The 20242-nt window shown below is 72.8% G+C and carries 17 protein-coding genes and 1 pseudogene; 11 read left to right on the forward strand and 7 right to left on the reverse strand.

Annotated elements, in window-relative coordinates:
- Positions 1–58 precede the first annotated feature (58 nt).
- Both J7E93_RS19625 and J7E93_RS19630 read right to left on the reverse strand, forming a co-directional pair.
- Positions 59–895 (reverse strand): siderophore-interacting protein, encoded by an 837-nt coding sequence (locus tag J7E93_RS19625; protein WP_215071203.1) that lies wholly within the window; start codon positions 893–895, stop codon positions 59–61.
- Positions 896–1066: 171 nt separating this feature from the next.
- Positions 1067–2002: a 5'-3' exonuclease gene (locus J7E93_RS19630; RefSeq protein WP_215071221.1), complete on the reverse strand. Its 936-nt coding sequence runs from the start codon at positions 2000–2002 to the stop codon at positions 1067–1069.
- A gap of 271 nt (positions 2003–2273) precedes the next feature.
- On the opposite strand from J7E93_RS19630, the gene J7E93_RS19635 reads away from it, so the two are divergent.
- From J7E93_RS19635 to J7E93_RS19650, 4 genes are all read left to right on the forward strand, one after another.
- Positions 2274–3344, forward strand: a complete 1071-nt coding sequence (locus tag J7E93_RS19635) for a glycine betaine/L-proline ABC transporter ATP-binding protein (RefSeq protein ID WP_308368722.1) — start codon at positions 2274–2276, stop codon at positions 3342–3344.
- The gene (locus tag J7E93_RS19640) at positions 3337–5145 is read left to right on the forward strand and encodes an ABC transporter permease/substrate binding protein (protein ID WP_215071205.1); all 1809 of its coding nucleotides are present in this window, start codon (positions 3337–3339) and stop codon (positions 5143–5145) included. Before J7E93_RS19635 ends, J7E93_RS19640 begins: the two co-directional genes overlap by 8 nt.
- Positions 5146–5313: 168 nt before the next feature.
- Complete coding sequence (locus tag J7E93_RS19645; protein ID WP_215071206.1) at positions 5314–5868, forward strand: helix-turn-helix domain-containing protein; 555 nt, start codon at positions 5314–5316, stop codon at positions 5866–5868.
- Positions 5865–6596, forward strand: a complete 732-nt coding sequence (locus J7E93_RS19650; protein ID WP_215071207.1) for a helical backbone metal receptor — start codon at positions 5865–5867, stop codon at positions 6594–6596. Before J7E93_RS19645 ends, J7E93_RS19650 begins: the two co-directional genes overlap by 4 nt.
- Here the strand turns inward: J7E93_RS19650 and J7E93_RS19655 are convergent.
- Entirely contained in the window at positions 6523–7680 is a 1158-nt protein-coding gene (locus tag J7E93_RS19655) for a TDT family transporter (RefSeq protein WP_215071208.1), read from the reverse strand. The two genes, J7E93_RS19650 and J7E93_RS19655, sit on opposite strands and share 74 nt — an antisense overlap.
- 70 nt (positions 7681–7750) lie before the next feature.
- On the opposite strand from J7E93_RS19655, the gene J7E93_RS19660 reads away from it, so the two are divergent.
- On the forward strand, positions 7751–8689 hold the full coding sequence (locus J7E93_RS19660) for a LysR family transcriptional regulator (RefSeq protein ID WP_215071209.1): 939 nt from the start codon (positions 7751–7753) through the stop codon (positions 8687–8689).
- A 362-nt stretch (positions 8690–9051) separates the two neighbouring features.
- Here the strand turns inward: J7E93_RS19660 and J7E93_RS19665 are convergent, their stop codons facing one another.
- The 3 genes from J7E93_RS19665 to J7E93_RS19675 all read right to left on the reverse strand — a co-directional run bounded on the left by J7E93_RS19665 (position 9052) and on the right by J7E93_RS19675 (position 12206).
- Entirely contained in the window at positions 9052–9732 is a 681-nt protein-coding gene (locus J7E93_RS19665) for a gamma-glutamyl-gamma-aminobutyrate hydrolase family protein (RefSeq protein ID WP_215071210.1), read from the reverse strand.
- Between the two features lie 29 nt (positions 9733–9761).
- Positions 9762–11219, reverse strand: a complete 1458-nt coding sequence (gene eat, locus J7E93_RS19670) for an ethanolamine permease (protein ID WP_215071211.1) — start codon at positions 11217–11219, stop codon at positions 9762–9764.
- 222 nt (positions 11220–11441) lie between these two features.
- Entirely contained in the window at positions 11442–12206 is a 765-nt protein-coding gene (locus J7E93_RS19675; protein ID WP_308368723.1) for an FCD domain-containing protein, read from the reverse strand.
- Between the two features lie 87 nt (positions 12207–12293).
- Between J7E93_RS19675 and J7E93_RS19680 the strand changes: the two genes are divergently transcribed.
- From J7E93_RS19680 to J7E93_RS19700, 5 genes are all read left to right on the forward strand, one after another.
- Positions 12294–13658, forward strand: coding sequence for a glutamine synthetase family protein (locus tag J7E93_RS19680; protein WP_215071212.1), 1365 nt, complete (start codon positions 12294–12296; stop codon positions 13656–13658).
- A gap of 8 nt (positions 13659–13666) precedes the next feature.
- The gene (locus J7E93_RS19685; protein ID WP_215071213.1) at positions 13667–15040 is read left to right on the forward strand and encodes an aldehyde dehydrogenase; all 1374 of its coding nucleotides are present in this window, start codon (positions 13667–13669) and stop codon (positions 15038–15040) included.
- 5 nt (positions 15041–15045) lie between these two features.
- Positions 15046–15837: a 3-oxoacyl-ACP reductase gene (locus tag J7E93_RS19690; protein WP_215071214.1), complete on the forward strand. Its 792-nt coding sequence runs from the start codon at positions 15046–15048 to the stop codon at positions 15835–15837.
- Positions 15838–15947: 110 nt separating this feature from the next.
- On the forward strand, positions 15948–17198 hold the full coding sequence (locus J7E93_RS19695) for an HAD family phosphatase (RefSeq protein ID WP_215071215.1): 1251 nt from the start codon (positions 15948–15950) through the stop codon (positions 17196–17198).
- Positions 17199–17220: 22 nt separating this feature from the next.
- On the forward strand, positions 17221–18108 hold the full coding sequence (locus J7E93_RS19700) for a DUF2510 domain-containing protein (RefSeq protein ID WP_215071216.1): 888 nt from the start codon (positions 17221–17223) through the stop codon (positions 18106–18108).
- 84 nt (positions 18109–18192) lie between these two features.
- Here J7E93_RS19700 and J7E93_RS19705 read toward each other — a convergent pair whose 3' ends face one another.
- Positions 18193–19395: an amino acid deaminase/aldolase gene (locus J7E93_RS19705; RefSeq protein WP_215071217.1), complete on the reverse strand. Its 1203-nt coding sequence runs from the start codon at positions 19393–19395 to the stop codon at positions 18193–18195.
- Positions 19396–19506: 111 nt separating this feature from the next.
- On the opposite strand from J7E93_RS19705, the pseudogene J7E93_RS19710 reads away from it, so the two are divergent.
- Positions 19507–20242, forward strand: a pseudogene (locus J7E93_RS19710) (hypothetical protein); the annotation flags it as partial.

The raw sequence follows: 20242 nt of genomic DNA on the forward strand, positions 1-20242 counted from the left end.
AGCCCATGGCCCAGAGCCCATGGCCCAGAGCCCCCGGCCCCAGCCCCAAGCCCCCGGCTCAGGACTCCTGTTCGCGCTCGACCGTCTCGTTCCATTCGCGCTTGATCGCGCGCCAGGCCTCGTCCGTCTTCCCCGCGCGCCAGTAGCCCGAGATCGACAGCCGCTCGCGCGCCACGTCCCGCTCCAGTCGCAGGTGTCGGCGGAGTTCCTTCACGAACCCCGCCTCTCCGTGGACGAACGCGTGGACATCGCCCTCGGGGAAGTCCAGGTTCCGTACGGCCTCCAGCAGAGCCTCGCCCGTCGTCCGGCCGCCCCGGTGGAGCCAGGTCACCTCCACACCCGCCGCCGTCGCGAACTTCTGCTCCTCCGCCGCGTCCGCGACCTCCACGAACGCGTGGACCGTCGCCCCTTCCGGCAGCCGCTCCAGGGCGACCGCGATCGCCGGCAGCGCGCTCTCGTCGCCCACGAGCAGGTGCCAGTCGGCGGCCGGGTCCGGCGCGTAACCGCCCCCCGGCCCGAGGAAGCGCACGGTCTCGCCGGCCTCCGCCCGCGCCGCCCACGGCCCCGCGAGGCCTTCGTCGCCGTGCACCACGAAGTCGATGGTCAGCTCGCGGTGGACCGGGTCCCAGCTCCGTACCGTGTACGTCCGGGTGGTGGGCCACTGCTCGCGGGGGAACTCCTCACGGATGCGTTCCATGTCGAACGGCTCCGGGTAGCTCACCCCGTCCGGCGCGAACAGCAGCTTCACGTAGTGGTCGGTGTACTCGCCCACCTCGAACGTGGCGAGACCGTCCCCGCCCAGCACGACCCGCACCATGTGCGGAGTGATCCGCTCGGTGCGCACCACCTGTGCCTCGCGGGCCTTCGGTGCTTTGCGGGCCGGCTGCTCTGCCACGACGGGTCTCCCTGGACTCTACGAACTTAGGTAAACCTAAGCTAGCATCCCGGAGTCGGCCGGCCCAGCACCCGGCCCAGCACGGGCCCAGCACCCGGCCCAGCACGGGCCCAGCACCCGGCCCAGCATCGGGTCCAGTACCACCAGCGCCCCCCCGCACCACCCGCGGCCTCAGCTCTCCTCGGCCTGCCGCCCAGCCCCTCCGCGCTCCAGGACCGGCAGCAGCCGTCCCACCGCTCCGCCCAGCCCCCACCGCTTCACCAGCGCCGCCACCATCTCGGGGTCCCGAGGTTCCCTCGGCAGGGTCGCGTCGAAGTCCGGCAGAGGCACGTCCCCGGCGACCCGGACCACCGTGGGGGCCACGTCCAGGTACTCCGCCGCCTCCACGATGCCGCGCCGCTTGGCCGGCGTCAGCTTCGACGTGCGGTCCACGGCGGCAGCGCGGACACCCGCCAGATCGCCGTACTCGGTGATCAGCTGCGCGGCCTTCTTCTCGCCGATTCCCTTCACTCCGGGCAGCCCGTCGCTGGCGTCACCGCGCAGCGCCGCGAAGTCGGCGTACTGGTCGGCCCGCACCCCGTACTTCGTACGGATCAGCTCGCCGTCGACGAGATCGCAGTCGCCGACGCCCTTGCGCGGATACAGCACCCGCACCCCGCGCTCGTCGTCGACGAGCTGGAAGAGGTCCCGGTCGCCCGTGACGATGTCCACCGGGCCCTTCGCCTGCCCGGCCAGTGTGCCGATGACGTCGTCCGCCTCGTAGCCCGCGACCCCGACACGGGCGATGCCGAGCGCGTCCAGGACCGCCTCGATCACCGGGACCTGCGGAGCGAGCGTGTCGGGGATCTCCTCCTCGTCGGGGCCCGTCTCGGTCTCCACGGCGACGCGGTGCGCCTTGTACGAGGGGATCAGGTCCACCCGCCACTGCGGCCGCCAGTCGGCGTCCATGCAGGCCACCAGCTCGTCGGGACGGTGGTCCTGGACGAGCCGGGCGATGAAGTCGAGCAGTCCGCGCACGGCGTTGACCGGCGTGCCGTCCGGGGCCCGGACCGAGTCCGGCACGCCGAAGTACGCGCGGAAGTACAGAGAGGCGGTGTCGAGGAGCATCAGGCGTCGCGTCACACCCCGATCATGCCGCACCCCACCGACATCGCACGCCCTCCGTGGTGACACCGGTCACCTTCGGGTTTGGCCCATGGGGCCGGGGGCAGGTGCGCGCCCGGAGCGGACCCGGTACGGGATTCAACGAATGGATCGCCGTGCGCAGGGAGACGCGGGCCGATACCGCCCCGCTCCACGGCCCGGCTGCGGGGGTGGGGTCCCCCCAGGACGAAGTCCTAGGGGGAGGGCCGTTTTCGTTTCAACGCGTGAGGTATATGTGTCCAGGCTCCAGGCCGACCATCTCTACAAGGTGTTCGGCAGACGACCCGACGAAGCCGTGAAGAAGCTCGCCAACGGCGCGGACCGCGACGAACTGCGCGCGGACGGCACGACGGCCGCGGTGATCGACGCGTCCTTCGCCGTTGAACCCGGCCAGATCTTCGTCGTCATGGGTCTGTCCGGATCCGGCAAGTCCACTCTCCTGCGCATGCTCAACGGTCTGCTCGAGCCCACCGCGGGCCGGGTGCTGTTCGACGGCAAGGACCTCACGGCGCTGAGCCCCCGCGATCTGCGTACCGTGCGCTCCAACAAGATCAGCATGGTCTTCCAGCACTTCGCGCTCTTCCCGCACCGCAGCGTCCTGGAGAACGCCGCCTACGGCCTGGAGGTCCAGGGCGTACCGCGCGCCGAGCGCGAGGCCCGCGCCGCCGAGTCCCTGGAGCTGTGCGGCCTCGCCGGCTGGGAGAAGTCCTGGCCCGACGAGCTCTCCGGCGGCATGCAGCAGCGCGTCGGCCTCGCCCGCGCGCTCGCCACCGACGCCGACCTGCTCCTCATGGACGAGTCGTTCAGCGCCCTCGACCCGCTGATCCGCCGCGACATGCAGGACCAGCTCCTCGAACTGCAGAAGCGGCTCAAGAAGACCATCGTCTTCATCACCCACGACCTCAACGAGGCCATGCGCCTCGGCGACCGGATCGCGGTCATGCGGGATGGCCGGATCGTCCAGCTCGGCACCGCCGAGGACATCCTGATCCGCCCGGCCAACGACTACGTGGCCTCCTTCATCCAGGACGTCGACCGCTCCCGGGTGCTCACGGCCGCCGCCGTGATGACCGAGCCCGAGCACCCCGCTCCGGACGCCTGCGGCTGCGACACGGTCGGCCCCGACACCCTCGTCGCGGACCTGTGCGCCGTCAGCGCCCGCGTCCCGCACCCGGTGGCCGTCAAGGACACCGACGGCACCGTCCTCGGAGTCGTACCGCAGTCCCGTCTGATCGGCTGCATCGGGGACGAGCAGCGCCCGCCCCTTGCCTGCACCGACGACACGGAGGTGGCCACCCATGCCTAGGCTCCCTCTCGGCCAGTGGGTCGACAGCTCCGTCGACTGGCTGCAGGCACAGCTCGCCTGGCTCTTCGACGCCGTCAGCGCCGTCGTCACCGGTCTCTACGACGGAATCGACGCGGTCCTCTCCGCCCCCGAGCCCCTGCTCTTCGCCGGCATCCTCGCCGTCGTCGCCTGGTGGCTGCGCGGTCTGAGCGCGGGCGTCCTCGCCTTCGCGGGCTTCGCGCTCGTCGACTCCATCGAGCTGTGGGACGACGCCATGTCGACCCTCTCCCTCGTGCTGGTCGCCACCCTCGTCACCCTGGCGATCGCGATTCCGCTCGGCATCTGGGCGGCCCGCTCCAAGACCGTCAGCGCCGTGCTGCGCCCGGTCCTGGACTTCATGCAGACCATGCCCGCCATGGTCTACCTGATCCCCGGCATCATCTTCTTCGGCGTCGGCGTGGTCCCCGGCATCATCGCCACCATCATCTTCGCCCTGCCGCCCGGCGTGCGGATGACCGAGCTCGGCATCCGCCAGGTCGACGGCGAACTCGTGGAGGCGGCCGAGGCGTTCGGCACCAGCCCGCGCGCCACGCTGTTCCGCGTCCAGCTGCCGCTCGCCCTGCCCACGATCATGGCCGGCGTCAACCAGGTGATCATGCTGGGACTTTCCATGGTCGTCATCGCCGGCATGGTCGGCGGCGGCGGGCTCGGCGGCGCGGTCTACCGCGCCATCGGCAACGTCGACATCGGTCTCGGCTTCGAGGCCGGCGTCTCCATCGTCATCCTCGCCATGTACCTGGACCGCATGACCGGTGCCCTCGGCCGTCAGGTCTCCCCGCTCGGCCGCCGGGCCCTCGCCAAGGCCCGGGCCGCCCTCGCCGCCCGCGCCGGGGCGAAGGTCTGGGGCCACCGCCCGCAGCCCGTCACCGCCCTCGTCGGCGTGGTCGTGCTCGCGCTCGTCGCAGGCGGCATGGGCTTCCTGGGCGCCGGCTCGCCGGCGACCGCCACGGCCGGCGGCGGCAAGAACACCGGCCACGGCAAGGAGATCAGCCTCGGCTACATCCCCTGGGACGAGGGCATCGCCTCCACCTTCCTCTGGAAGGAACTCCTCGAACGGCGCGGCTACGAGGTCGACACCAAGCAGCTGGAGGCCGGAGCGCTCTACACCGGCCTCGCCGGCGGGCAGGTCGACTTCCAGACCGACGCCTGGCTCCCCGTCACCCACGCCCAGTACTGGGAGAAGTACCGGAACAAGCTCGAAGACCTCGGCTCCTGGTACGGCCCCACCTCGCTGGAGCTGTCCGTGCCCTCCTACATGAAGGACATCGACTCGCTCGACGACCTCAAGGGCAAGAGCGGTCAGTTCAAGGGCCGGATCATCGGCATCGAGCCGAGCGCGGGCATGATGGGCATCCTCAAGGACAAGGTCCTGAACGAGTACGGCCTCAAGGGCGAGTACAAGGTCGTCGACGGCTCCACCCCCGGCATGCTCGCCGAGCTGAAGCGCGCCTACGACAAGAAGGAACCGGTCGTCGTCACGCTCTGGTCCCCGCACTGGGCGTACGCTACCTACGACCTGAAGAAGCTCAAGGACCCGAAGGGCACCTGGGGCAAGGGCGACGGCGTGCACACCCTGGCCCGCAAGGGCTTCACCGGCGACAACCCCGAGGTCGGCGCCTGGCTGAAGAATTTCCGGCTGACCGAGAAGCAGCTGACGGATCTCGAGGCGGCCATCCAGAAGACCGGCAAGGGCAAGGAGCAGGAGGCGGTCCGCGGCTGGCTGGCGGAGAACCCCGGTCTCGCCGAGAAGCTGACCCCGTAGCAGGGGTTGTGACGGATTTCTGACTGCTGTCCGAAAAGGGGTGGTCGCCGAGCGTGTTCGGCGGCCACCCCTTTTCGCCACGACGCGAAACCCCAGCCCAAAGCTGCGTAAGGTTCAGGTAACCGACCAGTACGCAGGTACGCACGAGGCACGAGGGAGGGAGCCGACATGGACGACAAGGAATCCCCACGCGTGGGCGCGGCCGTCAAGAGGCGCCGCAGAGCGCTTCAGCTCACCCTGGCCGTCGTCGCCTCGCGCAGCGGCCTCTCCGTGCCCTTCCTCAGCCAGATCGAGAACGAACGGGCCCGCCCCAGCATGCGTTCCCTGCGCCTCGTCGCCGAAGCGCTCGGCACCACGGCCGGCGAACTGCTCGCCGTCGCCGAGGCCGCCCGTACCGTCGACGTCGTACGGGCGGAGGAGGAACAGCTCCACGACCTGCCCGCCGGGGTACGGCCCCTGGTGCGCGGCCGTCACCAGCTGCACGCGCTCGAGTTCACCGGCGAGCGGGACGCGGGCCGCGAATTCCAGCACCGCAACGACGAGTTGCTCTTCGTCGCCGACGGCGCCGCCGAGGTCGAGGCCGAGGGCCGCGCCTACCGGCTCGAACGGGGAGACACGCTCTACCTCTCCGGAGGGGTACGGCACCGGTGGCGCGCCACCGAGCCCGGCACCCGCCTGCTCGTCGTCGCCGTCGCCGAACACATCGAAGCAACCGACGTATGAGGGCCGCGGCCCGGGTCGTCTCCCTGGTCCCCTCGCTGACCGAAGCGGTCGCCGTCACCGCCCCCGGTCTCCTCGTCGGCGCGACGGACTGGTGCAGCCACCCGGCCGACCTCGACGTCGTACGGATCGGCGGTACCAAGAACCCCGACGTCGCCGCCGTCACCGCGCTCCGCCCCGACCTCGTCGTCGTCAACGAGGAGGAGAACCGCGCCCCCGACCTGGCGGCCCTGCGCGCCGCCGGGGTCGACGTCCTGGTCACCGAGGTACGGACCCTCGACCAGGCGTTCACCGAGCTGGACCGGGTCCTGCGGGCCTGTGGCGTGCCGGAAAGGCCCCGGTGGCTGGACGAGGCGGAGGAGGCGTGGGCAGCCGTGGAGCCGGCCGGACCGCCGCGGACGGCCGTCGTGCCGATCTGGCGCCGCCCCTGGATGGTCCTCGGCCGCGACACCTTCGCGGGCGACCTGCTGGCCCGCCTCGGCGTCCGGAACGTGTACGCCGGTCACCCCGAGCGCTATCCGCGGATCCCGCTCGACGAGCTCCGGGACTCGGGAGCCGAGCTGGTCGTCCTGCCGGACGAGCCGTACCGCTTCACCCCCGAGGACGGCCCCGAGGCCTTCCCCGGGACGCCCGCCGCACTCGTCGGCGGGCGCCATCTCACCTGGTACGGACCGTCACTGGCCGAGGCCCCGCGAGTGCTCGGCCGGGCCCTGCGAGCAGCGCCCCGCTGAACAGACCGCGCACGGTGTGGCGGCCCGCCACCAGCCAGGCGACGACGAGGAACACGTACAGGCCGATCGCGAGCCACCGCAAGGCGCCGAGCCCGGCGTGCCGGGCGAGCCCCTCCGCGCCCGTCACGCACGTCCCGACCGGGAAGGTGAAAGCCCACCAGGTCATCGCGAACCCCATGCCCTGCCGCCGCGCCCGCACCACCATGGCCCCCGCGAGCGCCAGCCACAGCAGCGCGAAGCCCATGACCGGCACGCCGTAGAGGAAGGCGAAGGCGGTGAAGCCCTGGGCGTACGGGGCGGGCAGCAGGCCCGGGGCGGCGTCGGCGAACGCGTTCGCGGCGGTGGTCGACTGGCCCAGCGGGCCGAGGACGAGGAAGAGGGCGGGGGTGAGCGCCAGCGGCAGCGGGCCGCCCATGACCAGTCGGCCGAAGACGAGCGGCAGCATCAGGAGGGTGGCGACCAGGCTGAGCCCGAACATCGCGTAGCACGCGATCAGCAGCGTCTGCTGCGCCTGCCCGGCAGGAAGGTGGGGCAGCAGCAGCGGGCCGAGGGCGGCGGAGACCATCGGAGCCACGACCGGCAGGAGCCACACCGGGGTGGCGCTCTCGATCCTGTGGTGGACGATCATGAGGTACGGGATCGCGACGGCGACCGCCAGGCCGATCACCGTTCCCGCGGTGAACAGGACGGCGTCGAGCGCCACGGCCGCCGGAAGCCCGATCCAGTCCCTGCCGACGATCAGGGAGCCGCCGCCGACAGCGAGCAGCGCCATCGACAGACAGCCGTAGAACGGGGCGACGGCCGGGTCGAGCAGATGGGCGCGGGCCTGGTCACGGTGGTGGGCCCAGTGCAGGGCGCGGGCCGTGAGCAGGGTCAGGAGCATCGCCAGGGAGAGCGCCCAGACGGCCGTGCAGGCGGTGCGCAGACCGGGGACCTGGACGGGGAGGCCGGCTCCCGCGTTGGCGACGATGGCGGTGCCCATCACCGAGGCGTACCAGTGGGGGCCGAGGTGACGGACCGAGGCCGCCCGCACGCCGGGGGTGGTGGCGAGGGGGGCCGGACGGGAAGGTGCGAGGGTTGCCATGGGTTCACCGTCGTGCGGTTCGCCCCGCCCCACCAGGGATCGTGGCCCTATGACGCCATAAGCTGGCTTTATGAGCAGCGCGAGCAGTGAGCATCCTTCCGACGGCGGCGCACCCCTGTCCCACCGGGTTCCGGACCTCGGCGCGCTCGAACTGCTGCTGGCCGTCGCCCGCCACGGGAGCCTGGGGCGGGCCGCCCGCGAGGTCGGCATCACCCAGCCCGCCGCGAGCAGCCGCATCCGCTCCATGGAGCGGCAGCTCGGGGTGGCGCTGGTGGACCGGTCGCCGCGCGGCTCGCGGCTCACGGACGCGGGCGCCCTGGTGACGGACTGGGCGCGGCGGATCATGGAGGCGGCGGAGGCCTTCGACGCGGGCGCGCAGGCGCTGCGGGGGCGCAGGGACTCGCGGCTGCGGGTGGCCGCGTCGATGACGATCGCCGAGTACCTGTTGCCCGGCTGGCTGATCGCGCTGCGCGCGGAGCGGCCCGACACGGCCGTGTCCCTGATGGCGGGGAACTCGGCAGTGGTCGCGGAGCGGTTGCTCGCCGACGAGGCCGACCTGGGGTTCGTGGAGGGGCTCGCGGTGCCGGACGGCCTGGACGGGGCGGTCATCGCCCACGACCGGCTGGCCGTGGTCGCCGCCCCCTCCCACCCGTGGGCCCGCCGCCGCAGGCGGCTGGACCCCGCCGAGCTGGCCGCGACCCCGCTGATCCTGCGCGAACGGGGCTCGGGCACGCGTCAGGTCCTCGACTCCGCGCTCGCCGCGCACGGGGGCCTCGCCCAGCCGCTGCTCGAACTCGCCTCCACCACGGCGGTGAAGGCGGCGGCGGTCAGCGGCGCGGGCCCCGCCGTCCTGAGCGAGCTCGCGATCACGGAGGAACTGGCCTCCCGACGCCTCGTCGAGATCCCGGTCGAGGGTGTCCTGCTCCGCCGCGACCTCCGCGCGGTCTGGCCCACCGGCCACCGCCCCACGGGCCCGGCCCGCGACCTCCTGTCGCTGACCCGCGGATAGCCCCGGAGGCGGGGTTCCGGCCGACCTGCCGGGGGTGCCTGCTCGTGTCTCGCGGACCTCGGCTGAGGTTCGGGTGCCCCCGCCCCCGCGTCGGGCTGTTTCCGGGGGCTCGGGCGCCCGCCTGCGTCGGGCGGGTCGCCGGCGGGGTCAGGCACCTTGTCTGTGTCCGGCGGATCCCAGCGGGGCTCCGTCCGGCTCTGTCCGGTGGACCTCGCCGGGGGCGCCTGTCCGGGTCCGGGACACCTCGGCTGAGGTTCGGGTGCACTCCGCGGCGGGCGGTTGCCGGGGGCTCGGGCGCGGCGCCGTACCGTCCGACGAACCCCCTCGGGGATCAGTCCGTGACCGCCCGGCCGCCTCGGGGATCAGGCTTCCGCCGCGGCCACCAGGCCCCGCATCACCCGCAGGTCCTCACCCATCTCCGGGTGCCACTGGACGCCCAGCGCCCAGGACGGGTCCGCCAGTTCGATCGCCTCGACCGTGCCGTCCTCCGCGTGGGCCGAGGGAGCCAGGCCCGTTCCCAGGCGGTCCACCGCCTGGTGGTGGTAGGTCGGCACCGAGGTCAGCTCGGGGACCAGCGAGGCGTACCGCGTCCCCGGGACCGGCTTCACCGCGTGGCGCCCGATGACACCGACCGCCTCCACATGGCCGTCCAGGTGCTGGACCAGCGTCCCCCCGAGCGCCACGTTCAGCAGCTGCATGCCCCGGCAGATGCCGAGCAGCGGGGTTCCGGAGGCCAGCGCCGCCTCGACCAGGGCCAGCTCCCAGTCGTCCCTCGCCCGGGCCGGCGGACCCGTACGGGGGTCGGGCGCGGCGCCGTACCGTACCGGCTCGACGTCCGCGCCGCCCGCGACCACCAGAGCGTCCAGCCGGGCCACCACCCGCTCCGCCGCCGACGGCTCGTCCGGCGGAAGCATCGCCGCGAGGCCCCCGCTCGCCTGGACCAGGCGCGGGTACTGCGCCGGCAGCAGCGCGGCGGGCATGTCCCACACCCCCCAGCGCGCCTGGTCGAGGTAGGTCGTCACGCCGATGAGCGGCTTGGTCACGGGTTCCTCCGATCGGGAAGGGGGGAGCGTCAGTCGCGTTCGAGTTCGGCCTCGGCCGCCGCGAGGGCCGCGAACTCCTCCTCCGGCGCCTTGGCCACCAGATGGTGCCGACTGTAGAACGCGAAGTAGGCGAGGGCGATCACATAGACGCCCAGTGCGATGAACGCCGCGTCCTTGTCGACCAGGAAGGTCGCCACCAGCGCCGACACGGCGAGCACGAGCGCGACCGACGAGGTCACGATGCCGCCCGGCGTCCGGTACGGCCGGGGCAGCTCCGGCTCGCGGCGGCGCAGCACGATGTGGGAGAGCGCCATCAGGGCGTACGAGATGGTGGCGCCGAACACGGCGATGTTCAGCATCCGCGCCCCGTTCCCGGTCCCTGCGGCGAGGGCGAAGCCGATCGCGCCCGGGATCAGCAGCCCCAGGTACGGCGACTTGCGCCGACTGGTCAGGGAGAGGAACCGGGGCAGGTAGCCGGCCCTCGACAGTGCGAAGAGCTGCCGCGAGCCGGCGTAGATGAGGGAGAAGAACGAGGCCACGAGGCCGGCGAGTCCGGCGTAGTTCACGAAGCGGCTCAGGGCCGTCGGGTCGCCGTCGCCCTGCAGAGCCACCACCAGCGGGTTGCCCGCCTCCTGGATGGCCGCCGAGCCGCGGGCCCCCGTCGAGGCGAAGAAGGTCACCACGGCGAGCAGCACCAGGATGCCCATCGACAGGGCGAGCGCCCTCGGCATCGAGCGGACCGGGTCCTTGGCCTCCTCCGCGGCGAGCGGTACCCCCTCGACACCGAGGAAGAACCACATGCCGAAGGGGAACGCCGCCCAGATGCCGAGGAGGCCGAACGGCAGCCAGGAGTTGGAGCCGAAGGCCTGGCCGTCGACCGGGATGTCGTCGAGACCGTCGACGTGGAAGTCGCTGAGCGCGCCGAGCGCGAAGATCACGAGAGCGGCGACCGCGATCGCCGTCACGACCAGGCTGAAGCGCAGCGCCTCGCCCACACCCCACAGATGGATGCCGATGAAGATCACGAAGCAGGCGAGATAGACCGGCCAGCCCGACTCCAGGCCGAACAGGCCGAGGGACTCGACGTAGTCGCCGATGAAGATGGAGATCGCGGCGGGCGCGAGGATGTACTCGATGAGGATCGCGGTGCCGGTGAGGAAGCCGCCCCAGGTGCCGAGCGCGCGGCGTGCGAAGCCGTATCCGCCGCCCGCCGTGGGCAGGATGGCGGAGAGTTCGGCGAGCGCGAAGACGAGACAGGCGTACATCGCGCCCATCAGGACGGTGGCGACGGCGAGTCCGCCGAAACCGCCCTTGGACAGGCCGATGTTCCAGCCCGAGAAGTCACCGGAGACGACATAGGCGACGCCGAGCCCGGTGAGCAGCAGCCATCCGGCGCTGCCGCGGCGCAGGGCGCGGCGCTCCAGATAGTCGTCCGGTGGTGGGGTGGTGCTTCCCGTGCTGTTCCCGGTGGTGTCTTCGAGCGTCATGACGGCGTCAGCTCCCGCGTCGGGCCCAATGGAGTGGGACCATACCTTTGCGCCGGGTCGGCTCGAACGCAACCCCCGTGCGTTACTTTCGGGTTACGGCCCCCGGGGCCGGCCCCGTCACGGGAGGCGCGCGGCCGGCCTCGTCTCCCCGCCGCCCTCCCGGCGGAGCCCGCGAACCTCCCGGCGGAGCCCGCGAACCTCCCGGCGGCGCGCGAGCCGGCCTCAGGTCAGGAAGCCGCGCAGCAGCGCCGCCGTCCCGCCGCAGTGTTCGCGCATGACCTCGCGCGCCGCGTCCGCGTCGCCCTCCAGGACGGCCTCCACCAGGGCGGTGTGCTGGTGCTGCGAGTGCTCCAGATTGCGTACGAGCAGGGGGATGCAGTCCAGCAGGTCGTTCACGCTCGCCCGGACGGCGGCGTACTGCGCGGTGAGGGTCGGCGAGCCGGAGAGCTCGGCCAGCGTGAGATGGAGCAGCGTGTCCTGGCGCCGGTAGTCCGGCAGCGGGGCGTCGTGGGTGGCCGCGAGCGCCGCGCGCAGCCGGCGCTCGCCCTCCTCGGTGAGACCGTGCGCCGCGCAGAGCCCGGCGGCGCCGACCTCCAGGACCTCGCGGAAGCGCAGCGTGTCCTCCACGTCCACCGCGGCGATCCGGCGGCGCAGCTCGTCCTCGTCGGCGGTCTGGGGCCGGGGGAGCACAAACGTTCCGCCGTACCGCCCCCGGCGGCTCTCCACCAGCCCCTGCTCCTGCAGCACCTTCAGGACCTCGCGCAGCGTGACCCGGCTGATCCCCATCCGGTCGGCCAGCTCGCGCTCCGCGGGCAGCCGCTCCCCGCCGGGCACCAGGCCGAGCCGTACCACCTGCAGGATCTGCTCCAGGGCCTCCTCGAAGCCGTTGCCCGCCCGGACAGGCCTCAGCACGGGCGTCAGGCGGTCCGGCGGCGGGCTCGTCGCACCCGTCGCCGCCTCCGTGCCGGAGCGCGTCTCCCCACCGATCTTCGCCACGTTGCGGTTTCCCCTTCCCAATCAATGGTCTTCGGCAATACCTTATGGCTCCCGGCTGACCGAAGGAGGAGTAATCCCGTGGCAGACCGCAAAGCCCCGCTCTCCGTCGAGGAACTGCGTACCCTCGTCGCGAGCGGTGAGATCGACACTGTCGTCCTGGCCTTCCCCGACATGCAGGGGCGGCTCCAGGGCAAGCGGTTCGCCGCTCCGTTCTTCCTCGACGACGTCCTCGACCACGGCACCGAGGGCTGCAACTATCTCCTGGCCGTCGACACCGAGATGAACACGGTCGACGGTTACGAGATGTCCTCCTGGGACCGCGGCTACGGCGACTTCGCCATGCGCCCCGACCTCTCCACCCTGCGCCGCGTGCCCTGGAACGAGGGTACGGCGATGCTCGTCGCCGACCTCGCCTGGAGCGACGGCTCACCCGTCGTCGCGGCCCCCCGCCAGATCCTCCGCCGCCAGCTGGAACGGCTCGCCCAGCACGGCTACACCGCCCACGTCGGCACGGAGCTCGAGTTCATCGTCTTCAAGGACACCTATGAGCAGGCCTGGGACGCGAACTACCGTGGCCTGACCCCGGTCAACCAGTACAACGTCGACTACTCCATCCTCGGCACCGGCCGCGTCGAGCCCCTGCTGCGCCGCATCCGCAACGAGATGGCCGGCGCCGGACTGACCGTCGAGTCCGCCAAGGGCGAGTGCAACCCCGGACAGCACGAGATCGCCTTCAAGTACGACGAGGCGCTCGTCACCTGCGACCAGCACGCCGTCTACAAGACGGGCGCCAAGGAGATCGCCGCCCAGGAGGGCGTCTCGCTCACCTTCATGGCGAAGTACAACGAGCGGGAGGGCAACTCCTGCCACATCCACCTCTCACTCCAGGACGCCGACGGCCACAACGTGATGGCCGGTGACGGACCCGGCGGCATGTCGGACGTCATGCGGCACTTCCTCGCGGGCCAGCTCGCCGCCCTGCGCGAGTTCTCCCTGCTCTACGCCCCCAACATCAACTCCTACAAGCGCTTCCAGCCCGGCTCCTTCGCCCCCACCGCCGTCGCCTGGGGCGTCGACAACCGCACCTGTTCGCTGCGCGTCGTCGGTCACGGCCGCTCGATGCGCTTCGAGAACCGCCTCCCCGGCGGAGACGTCAACCCCCACCTCGCCGTCGCCGGCCTGGTCGCCGCCGGCCTGTACGGCATCGAGCAACGGCTCGAACTGCCCCCCGCCTGCGACGGCAACGCGTACACGGCCGAGTACGCACACGTCCCCACCACCCTGCGCGAGGCCGCCGAGCTCTGGGAGACCAGCCCGATCGCCAAGGCCGCCTTCGGCGACGAGGTCGTCGCGCACTACCGCAACATGGCCCGCGTCGAGCTCGACGCCTACGACGCAGCGGTGACCGACTGGGAGCTGCGCCGCTCCTTCGAACGCATGTGAGGAACGCGTTGTCGCACGAACTGATCGTTCTGAATCCGGCGACCGAGGACGTCGTCGCCACCGTGCCCGCCGCCACCCCCGCGGACGTCGACGCCGCCGTCGTCCGCGCCGCGGCGGCCCAACGGCAGTGGGCCGCCGCCGCCCCCGCCGACCGGGCGAGGCTGCTCCGCCGCTTCGCGGCCGTCGTCGACGCCCACAACGAGGAGCTCGCCCTCCTCGAGGTCCGCGAGGCCGGCCACACCCTGGGCAACGCCCGCTGGGAAGCGGGCAACGTCCGCGACCTGCTGGACTTCGCGGCCGGGGGAGTGGAACGGCTCAGCGGCCGGCAGATCCCCGTCGCCGGTGGCCTCGACATCACCCTCCTCGAACCCCTCGGGGTCATCGGCGTGATCGCGCCCTGGAACTTCCCCATGCCGATCGCCGCCTGGGCCCTCGCCCCCGCCCTCGCCGCCGGCAACGCCGTCGTCCTCAAGCCCGCCGAGGCCACCCCCCTCACCGCTCTCCGGCTCGCCGAACTCGCCCTGGAGGCGGGGCTCCCCGAGGGCCTCTTCCAGGTGCTGCCCGGCGAGGGCGCCGTCGCGGGCAACGCGCTCGTCGAGCACCCCGGCGTCGCCAAGATCGTCTTCACCGGCTCGACGAAGGTCGGCAAGGCGATCATGGCGAAGTGCGCGGACCAGGTGAAGCGCCTGACCCTGGAACTCGGCGGCAAGAGCCCCAACATCGTCTTCGCCGACGCCGACCTCGAGGCCGCGGCGGCAGCGGCGCCGATGTCCTTCCTCGACAACAGCGGGCAGGACTGCTGCGCCCGCACCCGCATCCTCGTCCAGCGGTCCGTGTACGACCGCTTCCTGGAACTGCTCACCCCCGCCATCGAGGAGATCGTCGTCGGAGACCCCGCCGACGAGCGGACCCAGATGGGGCCGCTGATCTCCCGCGCCCAGCTGGAACGCGTACGGGCCTACGTCCCCGACAGCCTCCCAGGCATCCGCGGCAAGGCACCCGAGGGACCCGGCTTCTGGTTCCCGCCGACCGTCCTCACCGGCGTCGCCGAGGACGCCCCCTGCGCCGTCGAGGAGATCTTCGGACCGGTCGCCGTCGTGCTGCCCTTCGACGACGAGGCCGACGCCGTCCGGCTCGCCAACGCCACCGAGTACGGCCTGTCCGGCTCGATCTGGACCCGCGACGTGGGCCGTGCCGTCCGCGTCTCGCGCGCCGTCCGGGCCGGCAACCTCTCCGTCAACTCCCACTCCAGCGTCCGCTACACGACCCCCTTCGGCGGCTACAAGCAGTCCGGCCTCGGCCGCGAACTCGGCCCCGACGCCCTGACCGCCTTCACCGAGACCAAGAACGTCTTCATCAGCACGGAAAGCACGGAGGCCTGAGCACCATGACCGACCGCACCGAAGAGACCGTCTGCCGCCGCCTCGTCGGCCGTACCGCCGTCATCACCGGGGCCGGCAGCGGCATCGGGCTCGCCACCGCCCGCCGCCTCGCCTCCGAGGGCGCCCATGTCGTCTGCGGCGACATCGACGAGATCGCCGGCAAGGCCGCGGCGGAGGAGGTCGGCGGCACGTACCTGCGGGTCGACGTCACCGACCCGGAGCAGGTCGAGGCGCTCTTCAAGACCGCCTTCGACACCTACGGCTCCGTCGACATCGCCTTCAACAACGCCGGCATCTCGCCGCCCGACGACGACTCCATCCTCACCACGGAGCTCGACGCCTGGAAGCGCGTGCAGGACGTCAACCTCACCTCCGTCTACCTCTGCTGCAAGGCCGCCCTGCCGTACATGCGGCAGCAGGGACGCGGCTCGATCATCAACACGGCCTCCTTCGTCGCCGTCATGGGCGCCGCCACCAGCCAGATCTCGTACACCGCCTCCAAGGGCGGCGTGCTCGCCATGTCCCGCGAGCTGGGCGTCCAGTTCGCCCGCGAGGGCATCCGCGTCAACGCACTCTGCCCGGGACCCGTGAACACCCCGCTCCTCCAGGAGCTGTTCGCCAAGGACCCCGAGCGCGCCGCCCGCCGCCTCGTGCACATCCCCGTCGGCCGGTTCGCCGAGGCCGAGGAGATCGCGGCCGCGGTCGCCTTCCTCGCCAGCGACGACTCCTCCTTCATCAACGCCACCGACTTCCTCGTCGACGGCGGCATCGCGGGCGCGTACGTGACCCCGCTCTAGGCGGCTCCCAGGGGCCGCCGCCCCGAACCCCCCACCCCGACAGCCGGGCGTCGTGAGGCGCCCGGCTGTCGTACGTCGAGTCAGTCGAGTCAGTCGAGACAGGAGTGTGCATGAACACCAAGCTCCGCTGGTCCGCGGCCCTTGCCGCGCTCGCCGCCGTGACCGGCCTGTTCACCGCCCCGCCCGCCCAGGCGAAACCCGAGGCGTGCCCGACGCTGAAGAAGTCGGATGGCTGGCACGGCGACAACCGGGCCCGGCTCCAGGAACTGATCGACGCGCACTGCCGCGCCAAGGGAGCCGAGCCGGTCGCCGTCTTCGACTGGGACAACACCGTCATCAAGAACGACGTCGGCGACGCCACCATGTTCTGGCTCCTGCGCAACAGCCGCATCCGCCCACCCGAGAAGGACGACTGGAGGACCACCAGCCGCCATCTCACCGACGAAGCGGCCGACGCGCTCGCCGGCGCGTGCCCCACCGGCGTACGCACCCTGCCCACCGCCACCGACATGCGCTGCGCCGACGAGATCCTCTCCGTCTACGCGCAGGGCGTGACGACCACCGGCCAGAAGGCGTTCGCGGGCTTCGACCACCGCCGCATGGAACCCCAGTACGCCTGGCTCGCCCAGCTCCTGCGCGGCTGGACCACCCGCCAGGTCGCCTCCTTCGCCGCGGCGGCACGCACCGAGAACCTCGCCGCCCCCGTCGGCGCCGAGCAGCGGGTCGGCACCGGCACGGTCACCGGCTGGGTCCGCTACTACGACCAGCAGCGCGACCTCGTCCGTACCCTCCAGCGGGCGGGCTTCGACGTCTGGATCGTCTCGGCCTCGCCCGAACCGGTCGTGGACGTCTGGGCCCAGGGCGTCGGCATCGAGCCGTCGCACGCCCTGGGCATCCGCAACACCACCGAGCACGGCCGTCTCACCGCCCGGCTGAAGGGCTGCGGCAGCGTGCCCGACGCCGAGGACTCGATGATCACGTACATCGACGGCAAGCGCTGCTGGATCAACCAGGAGATCTTCGGCGTACGCGGCCGCGCGGCCGAGCAGGTCCAACCGGCCCACCTGCGCCAGGTGTTCGCGGCCGGCGACTCCGACACCGACGTCACCTTCCTGCACGACGCCACCGGTCTGCGCCTGGTCCTCAACCGGAACAAGAACGAGCTGATGTGCCGGGCGTACGACAACAGCGACGGCCGCTGGCTCGTGAACCCGATGTTCATCGAGCCCAGGAAACGGAAGACGAGCCCGTACCCCTGCGCCACGACGGCGTACACCGCCGCCGACGGCACGCCGCAGCCCGTCCGCCGGTCCGACGGCAGCGTCGTCCCGGACCAGTGGGACTCCGTGTTCGGCTCCTGAAACCGCCCTCTAGGGTGGCGGGATGAGCATGACGACCCCTCCCGGCTGGTTCCCGGACCCCGCCACGCCCACCGTCGAACGCTGGTGGGACGGTACGACGTGGACCGCGCACACCCGGCCGGCGGCGGGCACTCCGGTACCCCCCGGCCGCGGGCGCGGGCGGGCCCCCGTCCTCGCCGCCGCGGCGATCGCGGTGGTCGCGGCCGTCGTCGCCGGTGCCGTCCTCCTCGGCGGCGACAAAGGGGAGGAGGGACCGGGGACGGCCGGACCGTCGGTGTCGGGCACCCCCACCACCGCGCCGTCGAGCTCGTCACCCGCCACCAGCCCGCCCGCCGAGGACCCCACGCGCGTCGCCGACCAGCTCAACGGCATCACCCTGCCCATCCTCAAGGGCTGGGAGAAACCGGAGTTCAGAGGCGGTGACGTCCCGACCGTCACGACCGTCGGCGAGTACCCGTGCCCCGGGGCGAGCGACCGCGACTGCCGGCGCGGCACCGTGAACTCCCGTACGGCGACGGGCACCGACGCCACCACCCCGGAAGCGATCGCCAAGGAGGACATCGCCCTGGCCGCCGACGCCTTCTTCGAGGACGACGCCCTGGGGAACCGGCTGTACGGCGGGATCCGCTCGCACAAGGTGGTCGCCGCTCGGCCTGCCGTCGTCGCCGGGCGCACCGGCTACCTGGTCCGGTGGCAGGTCACCACCGGCCAGGGCCCCGGCGGCTACGTCCAGTCGCTCGCCTTCCCGTCACCGCTGGGCAGCGAGGCTCCGGTCGTCGTGCGCTTCGCCTTCGACGCGGGCCCCGACGGGCCGCCGCTCGCCACCATGGACGAGATCGTGAAGGGGATCCTGCCCATCGGCAGCACGACGAACGGCGGAGTGGGAGCTCCGATCACGCCAGGGTCCTGAACCAAGGGGCCGAGGGGTCCCCGGGGTCATGACCCAGGGGACCGATGGATCCCGGAGTCCTGAATCAGGGGCCCGTGGGCCCCGTCACAGGAACGTGCGGCCCTCGCCCCGGTAGGTCGGCACGGTCGCCGTAACCCGGTCGCCCTCGACCAGCCGCAGGTTGTCGAAGCGCTCGCACAGCTCCCCGGCCTTCGCATGCCGGAACCACACCTTGTCCCCGATGAGGAGATCGTCGGCGGGGGAGCCGAGCAGCGGCGTCTGTACCTCGCCCGGGCCCTCCTGCGGGTCGTAGCGCAGCTCCTCCGGGAGGTACGGGACGGGCAGCCGGTCCGCCCCCGCCGCACCGGACGCCGGGTAGCCGCCGCCGAGCACCGTCACCACGCCGACGCCGGGGCGGCGCACCACCGGCTGGGCGAAGAGGGCGGCCGGACGGCCGGTGAAGGACGTGTAGTTGTCGAAGAGGCGCGGCACGAAGAGCCCCGAACCGGCGGCGATCTCCGTCACCGCGTCCTCCGCCGCGGTGTGCTGCACGCTGCCCGTCCCGCCACCGTTGACGAACTCCAGGTCGGGCGCCACCGCCCGTACCGCCCGGACCACGGCCGCACGCCGGGCGGCGAGCTCCTTGCGGGCGGCCGACTGCATCAGCCGGACCGCCCGGGACCGCAGCGGACGCCCGGGGACCGCGTCCCCGACACCGGCGACGTGCCCTTCGTACGCCATGATCCCGACGAGCCGGAAGCCCGGCCGCCGGGCGATCGAGCGGGCCAGCTCCGCCAGCTGGGCCGGCTCGCGCAGCGGGGAGCGGCGGGCGCCGACCCGCACCCGGCCGCCGAGCAGCTGGAGGGAGGTGTCCAGCTCCAGACAGACCCGGATCTCCTCGCCGCCGCCCGCGCGGGCCGCGTCGACGAGGTCCAGCTGCGCCGGGTCGTCGATCATCACGGTCACGGCGGCGGCGAGCTTGGGGTCGTCCGCCAGCTCACCGAAGGCGGCGCGGTCCGCGGAGGGGTAGGCGAGCAGGATGTCCTCGAAGCCGGCCCGGGCCAGCCACAGCGACTCGTCGAGCGTGAACGACATGATCCCCGCGAAGCCCTCGCGCGCCAGGACCCGTTCCAGCAGGGCGCGGCACCGCACGGACTTGCTCGCCACCCGGATCGGCTTGCCGCCGGCCCGCCGTACGAGATCGTCGGCGTTGGCGTCGAACGCCTCCAGATCGACAATCGCCACGGGCGCGTCGAGATCGGCGGTGGCCCGGTCGTAACGGGCCCGGTCGGCGGCGCGGGGAGTCATGGCCCGAGCTTGCCAGACGGGTTTACGGGTGGGTAGCCCCTGGGTTCCCGTGCTGCGGGGAACAGCCCGTAGAGTGGCGGGCATTGCGCCGGGACAAGCAGGGGGACGGGGATGAGCACCGAGTCGCACCGCCCCACGTCCCGCATCACCGACGCTCTCCTTCCGGCCCCACCCGTGCCCGCGCCGTCTCCTTCGATGCCGCGCGAGGCCGCCGACGCCCACGGCACGCGTCCCGCGGGAGCGGGGGGCATCCCGCTCCCCGCCGAGGCGCCTCGCCGCCCGGGCGTCCCCCCGGCCCCTTCCGACCGACGGGCGGGCCTTGCCGCCGAACGCCCCGCCGTCCGTCCCGACGGCGCCCACCCGGACCCGGCGGGCGGCGCGAACCCCGCGTCGAACCCGGCGCCGCCGAACGCTCTTCCGCCGAACCCCGCCGCCCCTCGCCAGGAGGCCGCCCGCCCGGCCGCCGGCGCCGCGTCCGTACGCGCTCCGCACGGCGGTCCGCACGCTGTCCCGCCGAGGCCGGCCGCGAGCCCTTCCTTCGGTGCCGTCCCCCAGCGTTCGGGCCCCTCGCCGGCCCCGGCCGCCGAGGTCGGTCCGCAGGCTGCTCCCCGTACTCCGGGAACCGGTGCGGCCGCCTCCGCCGTGGGCGGTGGCACCCTCTCGGCGGGGCTGCCACCGCGCCCCGAGCGCGCACCCTCCGCGGCTGCCGAGGGGCAGGCCGGCGGCCGCTCCTCCGGCCACCGACCGACCGCCACCCCGCACACGGCGGAGGGCGACGGCGCGGGCCGAACCGGTCAGGACGCGCGATCCGAGGCCGAGGCGCCCGCCGTCGAGACGACCACCCGGC

The sequence above is a fragment of the Streptomyces sp. ISL-36 genome (assembly GCF_018614205.1).
GTDB lineage: Bacteria > Actinomycetota > Actinomycetes > Streptomycetales > Streptomycetaceae > Streptomyces.